At 66.6% G+C, this 14,779-nt stretch carries 10 protein-coding genes; 6 read left to right on the top strand and 4 right to left on the bottom strand.

The annotated features are described in order from the left end of the window. The first annotated feature begins 8 nt into the window (after window positions 1-8). The 6 genes from BCY78_RS08030 (at window position 9) to BCY78_RS08005 (ending at window position 7,766) form a co-directional block, all read left to right on the top strand. A complete protein-coding gene (locus BCY78_RS08030) occupies window positions 9-878 on the top strand; it encodes a branched-chain amino acid ABC transporter permease (RefSeq protein WP_068300177.1) in 870 nt (289 codons plus the stop codon). Then, complete coding sequence (locus BCY78_RS08025) at window positions 871-1,839, top strand: branched-chain amino acid ABC transporter permease (RefSeq protein ID WP_068300175.1); 969 nt, start codon at window positions 871-873, stop codon at window positions 1,837-1,839. The genes BCY78_RS08030 and BCY78_RS08025 overlap by 8 nt, the downstream gene beginning before the upstream one ends. Further along, window positions 1,839-2,639: an ABC transporter ATP-binding protein gene (locus tag BCY78_RS08020; protein ID WP_068300173.1), complete on the top strand. Its 801-nt coding sequence runs from the start codon at window positions 1,839-1,841 to the stop codon at window positions 2,637-2,639. The genes BCY78_RS08025 and BCY78_RS08020 overlap by 1 nt, the downstream gene beginning before the upstream one ends. Beyond that, entirely contained in the window at window positions 2,636-3,400 is a 765-nt protein-coding gene (locus BCY78_RS08015; RefSeq protein WP_068300171.1) for an ABC transporter ATP-binding protein, read from the top strand. Before BCY78_RS08020 ends, BCY78_RS08015 begins: the two co-directional genes overlap by 4 nt. Before the next feature lie 90 nt (window positions 3,401-3,490). Next, window positions 3,491-6,265, top strand: a complete 2,775-nt coding sequence (locus BCY78_RS08010; protein WP_083194895.1) for a PAS domain S-box protein — start codon at window positions 3,491-3,493, stop codon at window positions 6,263-6,265. Window position 6,266: 1 nt separating this feature from the next. Then, entirely contained in the window at window positions 6,267-7,766 is a 1,500-nt protein-coding gene (locus BCY78_RS08005) for a chemotaxis protein CheW (protein ID WP_068300169.1), read from the top strand. A 16-nt stretch (window positions 7,767-7,782) separates the two neighbouring features. Here the strand turns inward: BCY78_RS08005 and BCY78_RS08000 are convergent, their stop codons facing one another. The 4 genes from BCY78_RS08000 to glgA are packed head-to-tail and all read right to left on the bottom strand — an operon-like array spanning window position 7,783 to window position 14,779. Next, window positions 7,783-9,411, bottom strand: coding sequence for an alpha-D-glucose phosphate-specific phosphoglucomutase (locus BCY78_RS08000; RefSeq protein ID WP_068300167.1), 1,629 nt, complete (start codon window positions 9,409-9,411; stop codon window positions 7,783-7,785). Next, on the bottom strand, window positions 9,412-11,250 hold the full coding sequence (gene malQ, locus BCY78_RS07995; RefSeq protein ID WP_068300166.1) for a 4-alpha-glucanotransferase: 1,839 nt from the start codon (window positions 11,248-11,250) through the stop codon (window positions 9,412-9,414). Beyond that, window positions 11,247-13,325 carry a glycogen debranching protein GlgX gene (gene glgX / locus BCY78_RS07990; RefSeq protein WP_068300163.1) on the bottom strand — a complete coding sequence of 693 codons (2,079 nt, stop codon included), beginning with the start codon at window positions 13,323-13,325 and terminating at the stop codon, window positions 11,247-11,249. The genes malQ and glgX overlap by 4 nt, the downstream gene beginning before the upstream one ends. Continuing rightward, window positions 13,322-14,779, bottom strand: coding sequence for a glycogen synthase GlgA (gene glgA / locus BCY78_RS07985; protein ID WP_068300161.1), 1,458 nt, complete (start codon window positions 14,777-14,779; stop codon window positions 13,322-13,324). Before glgA ends, glgX begins: the two co-directional genes overlap by 4 nt.

Below are 14,779 nucleotides of genomic sequence, written 5' to 3'. Positions count from 1 at the left end.
CTGACCCGATGCAGCTTCTGGCGAATATCATCGTCCTCGGCGCGATCTATGCGCTGATCTCCTGCGGCTATGTGCTGATCTACCGCGTGAGCCGCGTTCTGAACCTCGCCCATGGCGAGCTGATGATGGTGGGCGCCTATCTGCTGCTGACCACGGCCGGGATGATCCCGAACCCGTGGATTGCCATCCCCGTGGCGGGGCTGCTCAGCCTCGCCATGGGGGCCTTGGTCTACCTCTTGCTCATGCGGCGGATGACCGGCGAGAGCGTGCTGGCCGCGATCCTGACGACCATCGCGCTGGGGATCCTGCTGCGCGGCGTCGTGGTGATCTTCTTCTCGGCCGCGCATCAATACCCCTCGGTGCCGCTGGGCCTGCATGCCAGCTCCGTCGAGGTTCTGCCGGGCGCGCGCATCTCCAGCCTGTCGCTGGTCCTCGTCGTGGTCACGGCGCTGGTCTATGGCAGCCTCTTCGCCTTCCTGCGCCTGTCGCGCTGGGGGCTAAGGATGCGGGCGGCGGGGCAGAACCCCTTGCTCGCCGCGCAAAGGGGCATCAACCTGCACGGCATCTACGCCATGGTCTGGGGGATCGCGATCTTCACGGGCTCCATCGCCGGGATGCTGATCTCGCTCGATGCGGGCCTTGATCAGACGCTGATCATGATCGGGCTGAAGGCCTTCCCCGGCGCGCTGGTCGGCGGGCTCGACAGCCTGCTCGGGGCCTTGGTCGGTTCGCTGATCGTCGCCGCTGCCGAGGTTCTGCTGATCCAATACGTCAACCCGCTTCTCGCGGATGTCGTGCCCTTCCTGATCCTGATCGCCATGCTGGTTTTCCGTCCCTGGGGCCTCTTTGGCACGCGCGAGGCGCTGGACCGTGTCTAAGACGAAACTCCTTGCCCTGATCCTCGCCGCTGCCGCGCTGCTGGCGCTGCCCTTCACCGTCTCGGGCGCGTGGATGGACATCGCCAACCAGATCCTGCTGGCCTCGATCGGCGCTTTGGCCCTGATGCTGCTCACAGGCTTTGCCGGGCAGATCTCGCTCGGGCATGCCGGGCTACTGGCCGCGGGCGCCTTCACCGCCGGCATCCTGTCGCGGGAGTTGGGCGCGCCCTTCTGGGTGGGCATCCCCGCCGCCGGGCTCACCGGCGCGTTGCTGGGGGTGATCTTCGGCCTGCCGTCGCTGCGCCTGCGCGGGATCTACCTCGCCGTCAGCACCCTCGCGCTGCATTTCCTCGTGGTCTATCTGGGCGGCGAATACGAGACACGGCGAGGCTTCTCGACCGGCATTCTGATCGACCCGCCGATGGTCTTCGGGATCGAGCTCTGGGACCCCTTCGCCTGGTATCCTGTCCTTCTGGTCGGCGCGATCCTGACCTATGCGCTGTCGCGCAACCTGTTGAAGTCCCGCACCGGCCGCGCCTGGGCCGCGATCCATGACACCGAGCCGGTCGCCGCCGCACTGGGGATCAACGTCGCCCGCACCAAGCTCTGGGCCTTCGTCATCACCTCGGCGATCACCGCCATGGCCGGCGCGCTCTTCGCCTATTACCGCGGTTTCGTCTCGATCGAGGCCTTCTCGCTCTTTGTCACCATCCAATATGTCGCGATGATCATCATCGGCGGCATGGGCAGCCTGACCGGCGCGGTGCTGGGCGCAGCCTTCGTCACCCTGCTGCCGCATCTGATCGAGGGCGCGACGCGCTATCTGCCGACCGGCGGCGCGATCTCGGGCTCGGTCTTTGCCATGAATTACGCGGCCTTCGGGCTCATCATGATCGCCTTTCTGGTCTTCGAGCCGGGCGGCCTCATGGGCATCGCGCGCCGTCTAAAGGGGAGGGGCTGATGGCATTCCTCGAGGTCAAGGACCTGCATGTCAGCTACCAGCGCGCGATCACCGCGCTGACCGGCGTGAGCTTCACCATGGAGGAGGGCCAGATCATGGCCATCCTCGGCGCGAACGGGGCGGGCAAGACCACGACCCTGCGCGCGCTCTCGGGCTTCATCGGGTTGGACAATGCCCGCGTCACCAAGGGCCGCATCGGTTTCGACGGGCAGGACCTGACCCGCCGCCCGCCCTATGAGGTGACGCGGCAGGGCGTGGTGCTGGTGCCCGAGCGGGACAAGGTGTTCCCCAACCTCTCGGTCCACGAAAACCTTGAGGTCGTCACCTCGCGCGCCTCGGGCACGCGGCGGTCGGAACTGACCGACCTCGTCTACACCCGCTTTCCCCGTTTGGCTCAGCTCAGGAAGCGCGAGGCGGGGCTGCTGTCGGGTGGCGAGCGGCAGATGCTGGCGCTGGGGTCCGCCATCGTCTGCGCGCCGCGGCTCCTTTTGATCGACGAGTTGTCCCTCGGCCTCGCCCCGGTGATCGTCGAAGAGATCGTCGAGCATCTGCGCGTCATCCGCCAGGACCTGTCGCTGACGATCCTGCTGGTCGAACAAAGCGCCGCCGTGGCTTTCCGCCTCGCAGACAGCGCCGTGGTGCTGGAACATGGCGAGGTGGCGCTGACCGGCACATCTGAGGCGCTGCAATCGGACAGCGCGGTGCAGAACGCCTATCTCGGCACCGGGACCGAGGGGCGGCGCAGCTACCGCGCGGTGGCCGAGGCAAGGCGGCTGGCAGAGCAGGAGGGCCGGGCATGAGGGATCTGGAAGTCGACGCGATCTCGCTCTCCTTCGGCGGGCTGCAGGTGCTGAACGAGGTCTCGCTCTCCGTCAGCAAGGGCGAGATCCTTGCCCTGATCGGGCCCAATGGCGCGGGCAAGACCACGGTGTTCAACTGCATCTCCGGCCTCTACCGACCCTCGGGGCAGATCCGCTTTAAGGCGCAGGACATCGCGGGGCTGAGACCGCATGACGTGGCAGCCTTGGGCATAGCCCGGACCTTCCAGCATGGCGAGGTCTTCGCCCGCCTCAGCGTCGCCGACAACCTGATGGCCGCGCGCCACCGGATGATCCGCTCGAACCCGCTGACGGAGCTGCTGGGCCTGCCCTCGGCCCGGCGGCAAGAGCGCGAACACCGGGCCGAGATCGCCCGGATCCTCGATCTCGTGGACCTGACACCCGTCGCCGACATGCCCGTTACGGCCCTGCCTTACGGGACGCAAAAGCTGGTGGGGTTCGCCCGCGCGCTGGCCTTGGGCCCGTCGCTTTTGCTGCTGGATGAACCCTCGGCCGGCCTGACGCGCGATGAACGCGAGGATCTGGCGCATTTCATCCTGAAGACCCGCGACGCGCTGGGCATCGCGATGATCTGGATCGAGCATGACATGCAGATGGTCGCTGATCTGGCCGACCGTATCCATGTTCTGGACTACGGCCGCTCATTGGCCGATGGCCCGCCGGCGCAGGTTCTGAACGACCCCGATGTGATCCGCGCCTATCTGGGAACGACAGGAGACTGACCCCCGTCCGTGCAACTGCAGCGCGATTCAGGCCCCATTAAGGTGAGTCGGGTACTCATATTGAGACTCAGCTTGTTGCACGGTGCCCCCATGACCGCAGATCTGTCCGATAAAGACCTCGAAACTGCCCGCAAGCAGCTCATCAAAGCCAGCATGCTGCTGCGGGTGAGCCTCAATGACGAAAAGGTGCTCTCGGCCAACCGCGCCGCCGGTCAATTGGTCGGCGGGGACAATGCGAACCCGGTCGGGTTGCATTTCCCCTCGGTGTTCCGGGAATCGGACTATGTGAAGGAATGCCTCAGACAGGCCGCCGATAGCGACCAGCCGGTCCAGTTCCACGTCCATCTCGCCGATGAGAATGCGATCGTCACCTTCTTCGGGGTCGCCTCGCAAGCCGATGAGAATGGCGAGATTTCGGTTCTGGTCGATGGCCGCCTCGTGCCCTTCGACAGTGAGACAAAATCCAAGCTCGACGCGGTCGAGCGGATGCAGGCGGTGATCGAATTCGACCTCGAGGGCAATGTCCTGCGCGCCAACGCCAATTTCCTCGGGCTGATGGGCTACAAGGCCGAGGAACTGCGCGGCAAGCATCACAGCCTGTTCTGCCCTGAATCCCTCGTGAAGAGCGCGGAATACCGCACGATGTGGGAGAAACTCGCCCGTGGCGAGGCACTGGACGGCGAGTTCGAGCGCAAGGACAAATCCGGCAAGACCGTCTGGATCCGCGCGAACTACAACCCGGTGTTCGGGCCGGACGGCAAGGTGCAGCGCGTCGCCAAATTCGCCATGGACGTGACCGAGGCGAAGCTGGCGCAGGCCGAGAGCACGGCGACGATGGCCGCGGTCGGCCGCTCGATGGCGCTGATCGAATTCGACCTCGATGGCCATGTACTGTCCGCCAACGACGCCTTCCTCAAGGTGATGGGCTTCCGGCGCGAGAATGAGAACGTCATCGGCCTGCATCACAGCACCTTCTGTGACAAGGATTACGCGGCCTCGCCCGAATACAAGGAATTCTGGCGCCGCCTGCGCAAGGGCGAGCCCGAATCCGGGGAATTCCCCCGCAAGGCCGCCGATGGCCGCCGGGTCTGGCTGCGCGCCAGCTACAACCCGGTGGTGGGGCCCGACGGCACGGTTATGAAGGTGGTGAAGGCCGCGCTGGACGTCACGGCCGAGCGCACCGCCAACAAGGAAATCGCCGAACGGATGGAGGCCGTGAACAGCTCGCAGCTGGTGGCCGAATACACGCCGGACGGTCTGCTTCTGTCGATGAACCAAGCCTATCTCGATCGCTCGGGCTACGAGCTGTCGGCGCTGCTGAACAAGCCCGCCGCCACCCTCTGGGTCCGCAACGGCGAGGAAACGCGCGAGTATCAGCGCTTCTGGCACGCCCGCACCGCCGGTGAGCGCATCACCGAGACCGGCCGTCGCTTCGGTCGTCGCGGCACGGATTTCTACGTCAACGCGACCTTCACGCCGATCCGCGACATCGAAGGCCGCGTCGTCCGCGTGTTGGAGTTGGGCCAGGATGTCACCGAGGAACGCAACCGCAACGCCATCTTCGAAGGCACGGTCAAGGCCATCAGCCGCGCGCAGGCGGTGATCGAGTTCGACCTCGACGGCACGATCCTTGGGGCGAATGACAACTTCCTCGACCTGCTCGGCTACAAGGAGCGCGAGGTTGTCGGCAAACATCACCGCATCTTCTGCCCACCCGAGGTTGCCAGTTCCGAAAGCTATCGCACCTTCTGGGAAACGCTGGGCCGCGGCGAGTTTGTGCAAGGCGTGTTCGAGCGTATCACCGCGCGCGGCGAGGAAATCAGCATTCGCGCCAGCTACAACCCGATCTTCGATGTCGATGGCAAGCCGGTGAAGGTGATCAAGTTCGCCACCGACATTACCGCGCAAATCCGCCGCAATGCGGAATTCGAGAGCAAGTTCAAAGCGATCGACCGTGCGCAAGCGGTGATCGAGTTCGACCTTGAGGGCAATGTCCTCGCCGCCAATGAGAACTTCCTGCGGGTCACCGGCTATTCCTCGCGTGAGGTTCTGGGCCAGCACCACGCGATGTTCTGCACGCCGGATCACGTCAAATCCCAGCAATACCGCGATTTCTGGATCGCGCTGCGCAAGGGCGAGGTCACCTCGGGCCGCTTCCACCGCGTCGCCAAGTTCGACCGGGATTTCTGGATCCACGCGACTTACGCGCCCTTGCTGGACAGCCATGGGAAGCCCGTCGGGGTGATCAAATACGCCCATGACGTCACCGCTCAGGTTGAGATGGAGACGATGATCCATGACCGCGCCGAGGAGATGCGTGGCATGGTCGGGCAGCTGGAAGCCTCAATCGGTCAGATCGACGCCTCGACCCGTTCGACCATCGCCGTCGCCAAGGATACCGAGGGTGCGGCGTCCGGCGGTTTCGCGGAACTGAACCGCGCCATCGAAACCATTGACGAGATCGCCCGCGGATCGAAAGACGTGACCGAAATGGCGCGCGTGATCTCTGAAATTGCGAACCAAACCAACCTTCTGGCCTTCAATGCCGCCATCGAGGCCGCACGGGCCGGCGAGTATGGTGTGGGCTTCTCTGTCGTGGCCGATGAGGTGCGCAAACTGGCCGAACGCAGCTCCAAGGCCGCGCAGGAGATCACGCGTCAGGTCAATGAGAGCAGCACGCAGGTCGCGCTGGGCAAGGACCGCTCCAATTCGGCCCGCGCCGCGTTCGAGCGGATCGTCGAAGGGGTGAACGAGACCGGCGGGGCGGTCGACCTGATCTCGCGGTCAGTCGAACAGCAGAAAGAGGTCTCCCGCGCCGTCGTCGGTTTGATCGGCTCGCTGGCCCAGGTGGCGAAGGCCGGCTGACATGGATGGTGCGACCCTGCCATCCCGGCGCGACGCGGTTGCGCCGGACGAGGACCTCGCCGAGCGCTCGACGCCCATCGCCTTGGTGGAACTGGGTGCCCTGACGATCGGCATCGATGTGGGCGATCTGCGGGAAGTGATGCTGGCGCCCACGGTCTTCGACCCGCTGCCGACCACCGCCCCCGGTGTCATCGGATCCGCTACCCTGCGCGGGCGGGTGATCCCGGTGGTGGACTTGGCACCCTTGCTGGGTTTCCCGGCCCTCCATCGGTCTGAGGATCGCAGCGCACCGGGCGTGGTGGTCATCGTCGGCGCGGGAGAGGAGGCCTATGGCATCCTTGCCGATGACGCCCGCCAGATTGTCCCGCGCGCGCAGTGCCAACCGCAAGGCATGGTGCGCCGGGGTGAGGCCCTGACCGACCGGCTGTTGCCGACCATCCTGTTGATCGATCAGCGCAGCATCGGCGTCCTCGATGCGACGGTCTTGCCGGGCCTCGGAATTCCCATGGCCCGTGGCGGCAGGGTGCGGCGGCAGCGGCGCGACAGTGCGGATCAGTTCCTGATCTTCCAACTCGGCACCCGGCGCTTCGGGCTGCCCTTGGGGGTGATCGCCGCGACCTTGCCGGAGATCGACATCGACCCCTCCGTGCTGCGGTCCGGCCCGAGCGAGGGGGGCGTCACCCATCTGGGCACTGAACGCGCCTTGGTGAACCTTGCGGTGCTCCTCGGCTTCGGCGCGACCAACAGCGGTGGCGTCAAGGGACGGGCCTCCTCCATTCTGATGAGCTATGGCGAGCGGGGATCCCTTGCGCTTAGGGCCGATCGGGTATGCGATATCCGTAGCTTCTCGGCCGATGAGATCGCCCCCATGCCCAGCCTGCTCAGCGGTCGGCCTGACATGTTCCGGGGCCTGAATGTTGATCCCGAGGCGGGGGAAACCTTCCTTCTGGACGGGGAGAAACTGCATGCGGACCCGGTCCTCGGGACGCTGTCGGAGCTTGCGCATCCCGTGATCGAAGCCGGCATTGACCCACGCGGCGTGGGGCATGACGGTCCGACAGAGCAATCGACCGGTCACAAGAAGGGCCGGCGCACGGTTGCGCTTTTGGTCGAGGCCGGTCTCAAGGGCGCCTTCGTGCTGGAAGACGTCCGCGAGATTGTCGAGCGACCGGCGCTCTCCGGCGATGACGGTGGCGACACCTACCTGGGGACGATGGCGCTGCGCGACGGTGGCTTGATCCCGGTCTTCGCGCTGGCGCCGCTGTTTGGTCACGCGCAAAGCCCGCGGCAGCCGGGATCTGCGGTTGTCGTCGTGCAACGCGATGGCGAACGGGTCGGTCTGGCGATCGATGCGGTTTGCGGCGTGGAGCCGATGACGGAACTGTGCCCCGAGAGCGGCAGCGAGGGCGCCATCCTTGAACGCCGGCGCGGCGACGACCAAACCTATTGGGAGGTCATTCGCCCAAGCCGCTTACCACTGATGGGCGGGCAGGGGGCCTGACCCCCTGCCGCAGTTTTCAGGTGATGACATCGGGCTCGGTGCGGCCCGTCCGCTCGACAATGCCGGCGATCTCCTGCGTGGCGGCGATCACCGGGGCCAGCGCCTGCCGCGGGTCTTGGCTGAAGTCTGCCGGGTCGAAACGTTCGAGATAGACGCGCAGGGTCGCACCCTCGGTTCCGGTGCCCGACAGGCGCAGGACGACGCGCGCGCCGCCCTCGAAGCGGATCTGCACGCCCTGTCCCGCCGAGACTGAACCATCGACCGGATCTGTGTAGGAGAAATCCTCGGCACTCTCGACGGTGAGACCGGCGAAGGTCTGTCCGGGCAGATCGGCCAGACGGGCTTTCAGATCGCCGACCAGCGTGTTTGCGACCGTGCTGTCGATCGCCTCGTAATCGTGGCGCGAGTAATAGGTCCGGCCGAACTCGGCCCAATGTTCGGCCATCACGGCGGCGACCGACTGCTTCTTCACGGCGAGGATGTTGAGCCACAACAGCACCGCCCACAGGCCGTCCTTCTCGCGGACATGGTCCGAGCCGGTGCCGGCAGATTCCTCGCCGCAGAGAGTTGCCATGCCGGCGTCCAAGAGATTGCCGAAGAACTTCCAGCCGGTCGGCGTGGCGAAACAGGGCATGCCGCGGGCCTCGGCCACGCGGTCGACGGCGCAGGAGGTCGGCATCGAGCGCGCGACACCCTTCAGCCCGGCAGCATAGCCGGGGGCGAGGTGGGCATTCGCCGCCAGCACCGCCAGCGAATCCGAGGGGGTCACATAGGCGCCCTTGCCGACGATCATGTTGCGGTCGCCGTCGCCATCCGAGGCGGCGCCGAAATCGGGCGCATCAGCGCCGTACATCGCGTCCATCAGGTCCTTGGCCCAGACCGGGTTCGGGTCCGGATGGCCGCCGCCGAAATCCGGCGAGGGCACGGCATTGACGACCGAGCCTGGTGCCGCGCCGAGCCGGCGCTCAAGGATTTCCAGCGCATAGGGGCCGGTGATCGCGTGCATCGCATCGAAGCGCACGCGGAAGCCACTTTGAAGAAGCGCGCGGATCGCGTTGAAATCGAACAGCTTCTCCATCAACGTGGCGTAGTCGGTGACGGGATCGACGACCTCCAGCTGCATCGGGCCGAAGGCGCGGCTGCCGATCTGGGCAAGGTCCGCATCGGGCGCGTTCAGGATGTCATAGCTGTCGATGATCTCGGTCGCGGCGAAGATGGCTGCCGTCACGCCTTCTGGGGCCGGGCCGCCATTCGCCATGTTGTACTTAATGCCGAAATCCTCGTCCGGGCCGCCGGGATTGTGGCTGGCCGAAAGGATCACGCCGCCATCGGCTCCGCGCACCCGGATCAGGTTCGAGGCGGCGGGGGTCGACAGGAAGCCGTTCTGGCCGACGATTACCTTGGCGGCGCCGGAGGCCGCGGCCATTTTCAGGATCGTCTGGATCGCGGCATCGTTGAAGAAGCGCCCGTCACCGCCGACCACCAGCGTCTTGCCGCTGATGCCGCCGATGCCGTTCCAGATCGACTGGACGAAATTCTCCAGATAGCCGGGCTGCATGAACACGCGGGTCTTCTTGCGCAGGCCCGAGGTTCCGGGCTTCTGACCGGCGATGGGTTTGGTGGCAATGCGTTCTACATCAGTCATTTAAGCAATCCTTCCGGCCTCGGCCATGATGAGGCTCGTGTGTTCCAGCGATGGGGCGGAAATGAGGCCCGACAACGGCAGCGGCAGTCTGCGGCACCAGTTCGGATGCTCGTAGACTGTGCCCGGCAGGTTGCATTGCTCGACCGCCGCCGCCAGATCCTCGCCCTGCACGGCGACCAGATGGCTGGCCGTCAGTGCCAGATGCCGGTGCATCGCCGCCATATCCGCCCCGCCGGCGAGCGCCTCGAAAGCGGCCACGTCGGCCGCCCGTTCCGCCCGCGCGGCAGGTTCGTCGGGAACCTCGCCCAATTGCGCCCGCCAGTCAATGTCGCGGCCCTGACGCCAGCCCTCCCAGGTCGGCAGGTCATGCGTGGCCCAGGAGGCCAGCGCGGTCGCGGTATAGGCCTCGGGCGGCAGGAAGTCGCGGGTGTCGTCCCAGTCACGCTCGAACATCGCGACGCGGCAGCCCATGACGCCCGAGGCATCGAGCGCGGTGCGCAAGCCGTCCGGAATGGTGCCGAGATCCTCGCCGATCACCGGGGCGCCGGCGCGGGTGGCCTCGATGCGAAGGACGGCCAGCAGCTCGTCGCGCGGCATGGTGACATAGAGGCCGGGCAGACCGTCGGGCAGCCAGAAGCTGCGCTCGAGCCCAAGGATATGGTCGATGCGCAGCAGGCCGCAGAGTTTCAGCTGGGCGCGGAGCGTCTGGGCGAAAGCGGCATAACCGGTCGCGCGCAGGACGTCGGGGCGCAGGGGCGCAAGGCCCCAGCGTTGGCCGGAGGGGCCCAGCAGATCCGGCGGCGCGCCGAGGCTGACACCTTGCGCAAAAGAGCCGCGTTCGGCCCAGGTTTCGGCGCCGTGGGGATGGGTGCCGACCGCGATGTCGAGGTACAGGCCAAAGCCCATCCCGGCCGATTTCGCGCGGATCTGGCTGTCAGACAATTGGCGCTCGGCCTGCCATTGGGCCCAAGCGTGGAAGCGAAGCCGGTCTGAGCTGTCCCGCGCAAAGCTTTGCACTGCTTCGCTTTTCGGGTCTTGAAGGGGTTCCGGCCAATTGTCCCAATACGGTCCGTAGCGTTCCGAGAGCGCTTGGTGTGTCGCGAATTCCGACAGCGCCGGGCCTTGGTCGATGCACCATTGATCGAAGGCGGGATCACCGGGGAAGGCCTTGAAGGCAGCCTCCAGCGCGGCGCGTTGCGCGGGAATCGCGCGGGCGTAGTCGATCAGCGCGCCGCTCTCGGGCAGATCGGCGCCCGCATCGACATGCATCGTGTTCAGCCGGCGCCGGTGCGAGGGTGCGTAGGGCGAGAAATTGCCGGGATCCTCGGGAAAGCCCGCGTGGATCGGATTGATCCCGAGGAAGGACGCGCCCTTCGCCGCCAGCCCCTCGGCCAGCGTGCCGAGTTGGGGATAGCTGCCCATGCCGGCCTGCGCGCCCTCCCACAGGGCGAAAAGCGGCAGGGTCACTCCCCAGCGACGGGGCGGCATCGGCAGGCGCGGGGGCTCCGCCAGAAGGTGGATCGTGCGGCCGTCGTGCTGCAGGCGGGGATAGCCCATCGGCAGCGCCGGGAGCGGACCCTCGCCGCGCAGTTCCTCGCCCGTTTCGGTGTGCAGCACCCAGGCGCCGGCGGGCCAGTCGGTCGTCATCCCGGCCTTCACCGCGCGCGAGGTGGCGCGCATCAGGGCGGCGGGCAGGGCGGCGGCGGGGTTGTCATGTCCGAGCGCCGAGAGGATCGCGCGCCGGCTTTCCTCGGGCGCCTCCTGCATGCGGCCGGCGCCGTCCTTGTAGACCCAGACCAGTCCGGCGGCAGCGCAGAGCGCGTCGAGATCCTGCGTCATGCGTCTTCCAACACGAGGGCCGAGACCGAGTGGCCCGGCACGATCAGCTTGCCGAAAGCGATACGCTCGGCCGGGGCCTTGGGGTTGAAACTGTTGATCCGGCGCGACCAGACCTTGCCGTCGGGCGCGGGCGTCAGTGTCACCTCGACCTGATCGCCGGCGTTGAAGACCAGAAACAACGCCTCCTCCAGATCGGCATAGGCCGGTGTGCCCGAGGCCGTCCGCAGCTCGACGCAGACATGGGCCAGCGCGGGGTCCTCCCAATCGGCGGGGGTCATGCGGCGGCCCTCGCGGTGCCACCACAGCACATCGGCTTTGCCGTCCGAGGTTCGGGCCTTGGAATGCAGGAACAGCTTCTGGCGCAGGATCGGATGCGCCTTGCGGAAGGCGATCAGGCGCTTGGTGAAGGCCAGCATGTCCAGATCCATGTCCGACCAATCGAGCCACGTCAGCTCGTTATCCTGACAATAGGCGTTGTTGTTGCCCTGCTGGGTATGGCCGATCTCGTCGCCCGCAAGGATCATCGGCGTGCCTTGGCTCAGCAAGAGCGTGGCCATCAGGTTGCGCCGACGCAGGGCGCGGGCCTGCACGATCTGCGGCTCGTTCGAAGGGCCCTCGACGCCCATGTTGTCCGAGAAATTCTCGGAATGGCCGTCGCGGTTGTCCTCGCCGTTGGCGCTGTTCTCCTTCTTGGAATAGGAGACCATGTCCATCAGGTTGAACCCGTCATGGGCAGCGATGAAGTTGACCGAGGCCGTCGCCCCGCGCCCCGAATGGTCGAACTGCATGGCCGAGCCGGTCAGACGCGCCGCGAGTTCCGGCGCCGGACGTGGATCGCGGCGCCAAAAGCGGCGCACGCCGTCGCGGTACTTGTCGTTCCACTCGTGGAAGGGATGCGGGAAGGCGCCCAACTGATAGCCGCCGGGGCCGATATCCCACGGCTCGGCGATCAGTTTCACGCGGTTCAGCACCGGGTCCTGACGGATCGCGGCGAAGAAATTACCGTTGGGTTGGAAGCCGCTCTCGTCGCGCGCCAAGGTCGAGGCGAGGTCGAAGCGGAAGCCGTCGACATGCATGACCTCGACCCAGTAGCGCAGGCTGTCGATCACCATCCGCAGGACCATCGGGTGGTCCATGTTCACCGTGTTCCCGCAGCCCGTGTCGTTGATGTAATGGCGCGGATCGGGGGCGAGGCGGTAATAGCTGCGGTTGTCGATGCCGCGGAAGGACAGGGTCGGGCCCAGTTCCGAGCCCTCGCAGGTGTGGTTGTAAACCACGTCGAGGATCACCTCGATGCCCGCCGCATGCAGGCGCGCGACCATGTGCTGGAATTCGTTGATCTGGCCGTTGACCAGATAGCGCGGATCGGGGGCGAAGAAGCCCAGCGTCTGGTAGCCCCAGTAGTTCGTCAGCTTCTTTTCGATCAGCCAGCGGTCGTTGAGGAAGCTCTGCACGGGCAGCAGCTCGATCGCGGTGATACCAAGGTCCACGAGGTGATCGACCATCCGGTCCGAGGCCACGCCAAGGAAGCTGCCCGGATGCGGCACGCCGGCCATCTGGGTCAGGCCTTTGACATGGGCCTCGTAGATCACGGATTCATTGGCCGGGATCACGGGCGGGCGGTCATTGCCCCAATAGAAGCTGGGGTCCTCGACCACGCATTTCGGCATGAACCGCGCGGAGTCGCGGGTGGAGAAGGTCAGGTCCAGCGACTTCGCCCCGGCGTTGTAGCCAAACAGCGCGTCCGACCAGCGCGGATGGCCGGTGAGCCGCTTGGCATAGGGGTCGATCAGCAGCTTGTTGGCGTTGAAGCGGTGGCCTTCCTCGGGCTTGTAGGGGCCATGCACGCGATAGCCATAGAGCTGGCCGGGGAACAGGCCCGGCACGCGGCCGTGCCAGACATAGCCCGTCCGCTCGGGCAGGCGCAGGCGCTGGGTCTCGCGCTGGCCGTCGGGCGAGAAGAGGCACAGGTCGACGGCGGTGGCGTGTTCCGAGAACAGGGCGAAGTTCACCCCATCCCCGTCGAAGGTCGCCCCGATCCGGTCGTGGCGGCCGCATTCGATGGTCAGGTTCATGCGGTTTCCGTTGCGGCTTCGTCGGCAAGGCGCGCGTAGAGCGCGGCATAGAGCGGGGCCGAGCCCTCCCAGCCGACGGGGTGTTTCATGGCGTTCTTCTGCAGGCGGCGGAAGACGGCCGGCATGGCATGCAGCGCGCAGAGCTGGCGCAGGGCCTCCTCCAGCGCGGGGACGGATTGCGGGTCATGCACGATGCCGGTGGCGCAGCCTGCGGCCAGCGCGGCGGCATTGGCGTGGATCACCGTATCGGCCAGACCGCCGGTGCGCGCGACGACCGGCAGCGCGCCGTAGCGCAGGCCATACATCTGCGTCAGGCCACAGGGTTCGAAGCGCGAGGGGACCAGCACCGCCTCGGCCCCGGCATAGAGGCGATGCGACAGGGCCTCGTCATAGCCGATCCGGACCGAAACCTGACCGGGATGGGCATCGGCGGCGGCGAGGAAGGCATGTTCCAGCTTGCGGTCGCCCGATCCCAAGAGCGCCAATTGCCCGCCCTGTTCCAGAAAGGCAGGCAGGGCATCGAGCAGCAGGTCCAGCCCCTTCTGGTCCGACAGCCGCGAGACGACGACCGCCAAGGGCCCGCCCGAGGCCGCGAGGCCGAATTCGGTGCGCAGCGCGCGGGTGTTGGCGGCCTTGCCGGGCGGGCCTTTGAACGGGCTGATGAGGGGATCGGCCTCGGGGTTCCACGTCTCCGTGTCGATGCCGTTCAGGATGCCGCTCACATCGGCCCAACGGGCACGGATCACCCCGTCGAGGCCCATGCCGAATTCGGGCGTCGTCAGCTCCTGCGCGTAAGTGGGGCTGACGGTGTTGATCGCCCGTGCGCCCGTCAGACCGGCCTTCAGCGCCGAGATATGGCCGTAGTATTCATAGCCATCGAGGTCGAAGCCCGCACCGGTCAGGCCCAGAGCCGACAGCCTCTCGCCGGGCGCAAGGCCGTGGAAGGCGATGTTGTGGATGGTCATCACGCAGGGAATGTGCAGCCCGCCTTGACGCAGGTAGACGGGCGTCAGCCCCGCCTGCCAGTCGTGCAGATGCACCAGCTCCGGCCGCCAGCCGTCCAGCGCGCCGCCGGCAATCCGCGCGGCGGCGAGGCTGAGGGCCGCAAAGCGCAAGTCGTTGTCGCGCCAGTCATTGCCGTCGGCATCGAGATAGGGCGACCCCTCGCGATCAAACAGCGCCGGTGCATCGAGGACCAGCAGGTCCAGCCCCTCGGCCTTGGCGCTGACGATCCGGGCTTCGACGCCCAGAAGGTCGGACCATTCGGCGATGACCTTCGCGCGTTTCAGCGCGCTCATGACCTTGCGATAGCCCGGGATCAGCGTCCGCACCGCCCAGCCCTGTGCCGACAGAACGGCGGGCAGGGCGCCGACGACATCGGCCAGCCCCCCTGTCTTGACCAGCGGCGCACATTCCGAGGCCACGGCGAGGACGGGACGGGGGGCTCTACTCAT

Source organism: Pararhodobacter sp. CCB-MM2, assembly GCF_001691415.1.
In the GTDB taxonomy this organism is placed as follows: domain Bacteria; phylum Pseudomonadota; class Alphaproteobacteria; order Rhodobacterales; family Rhodobacteraceae; genus Pararhodobacter.
The sequence above is the reverse complement of the archived record's forward strand: the minus strand, read 5'-3'. Positions and strand labels throughout refer to the sequence as shown.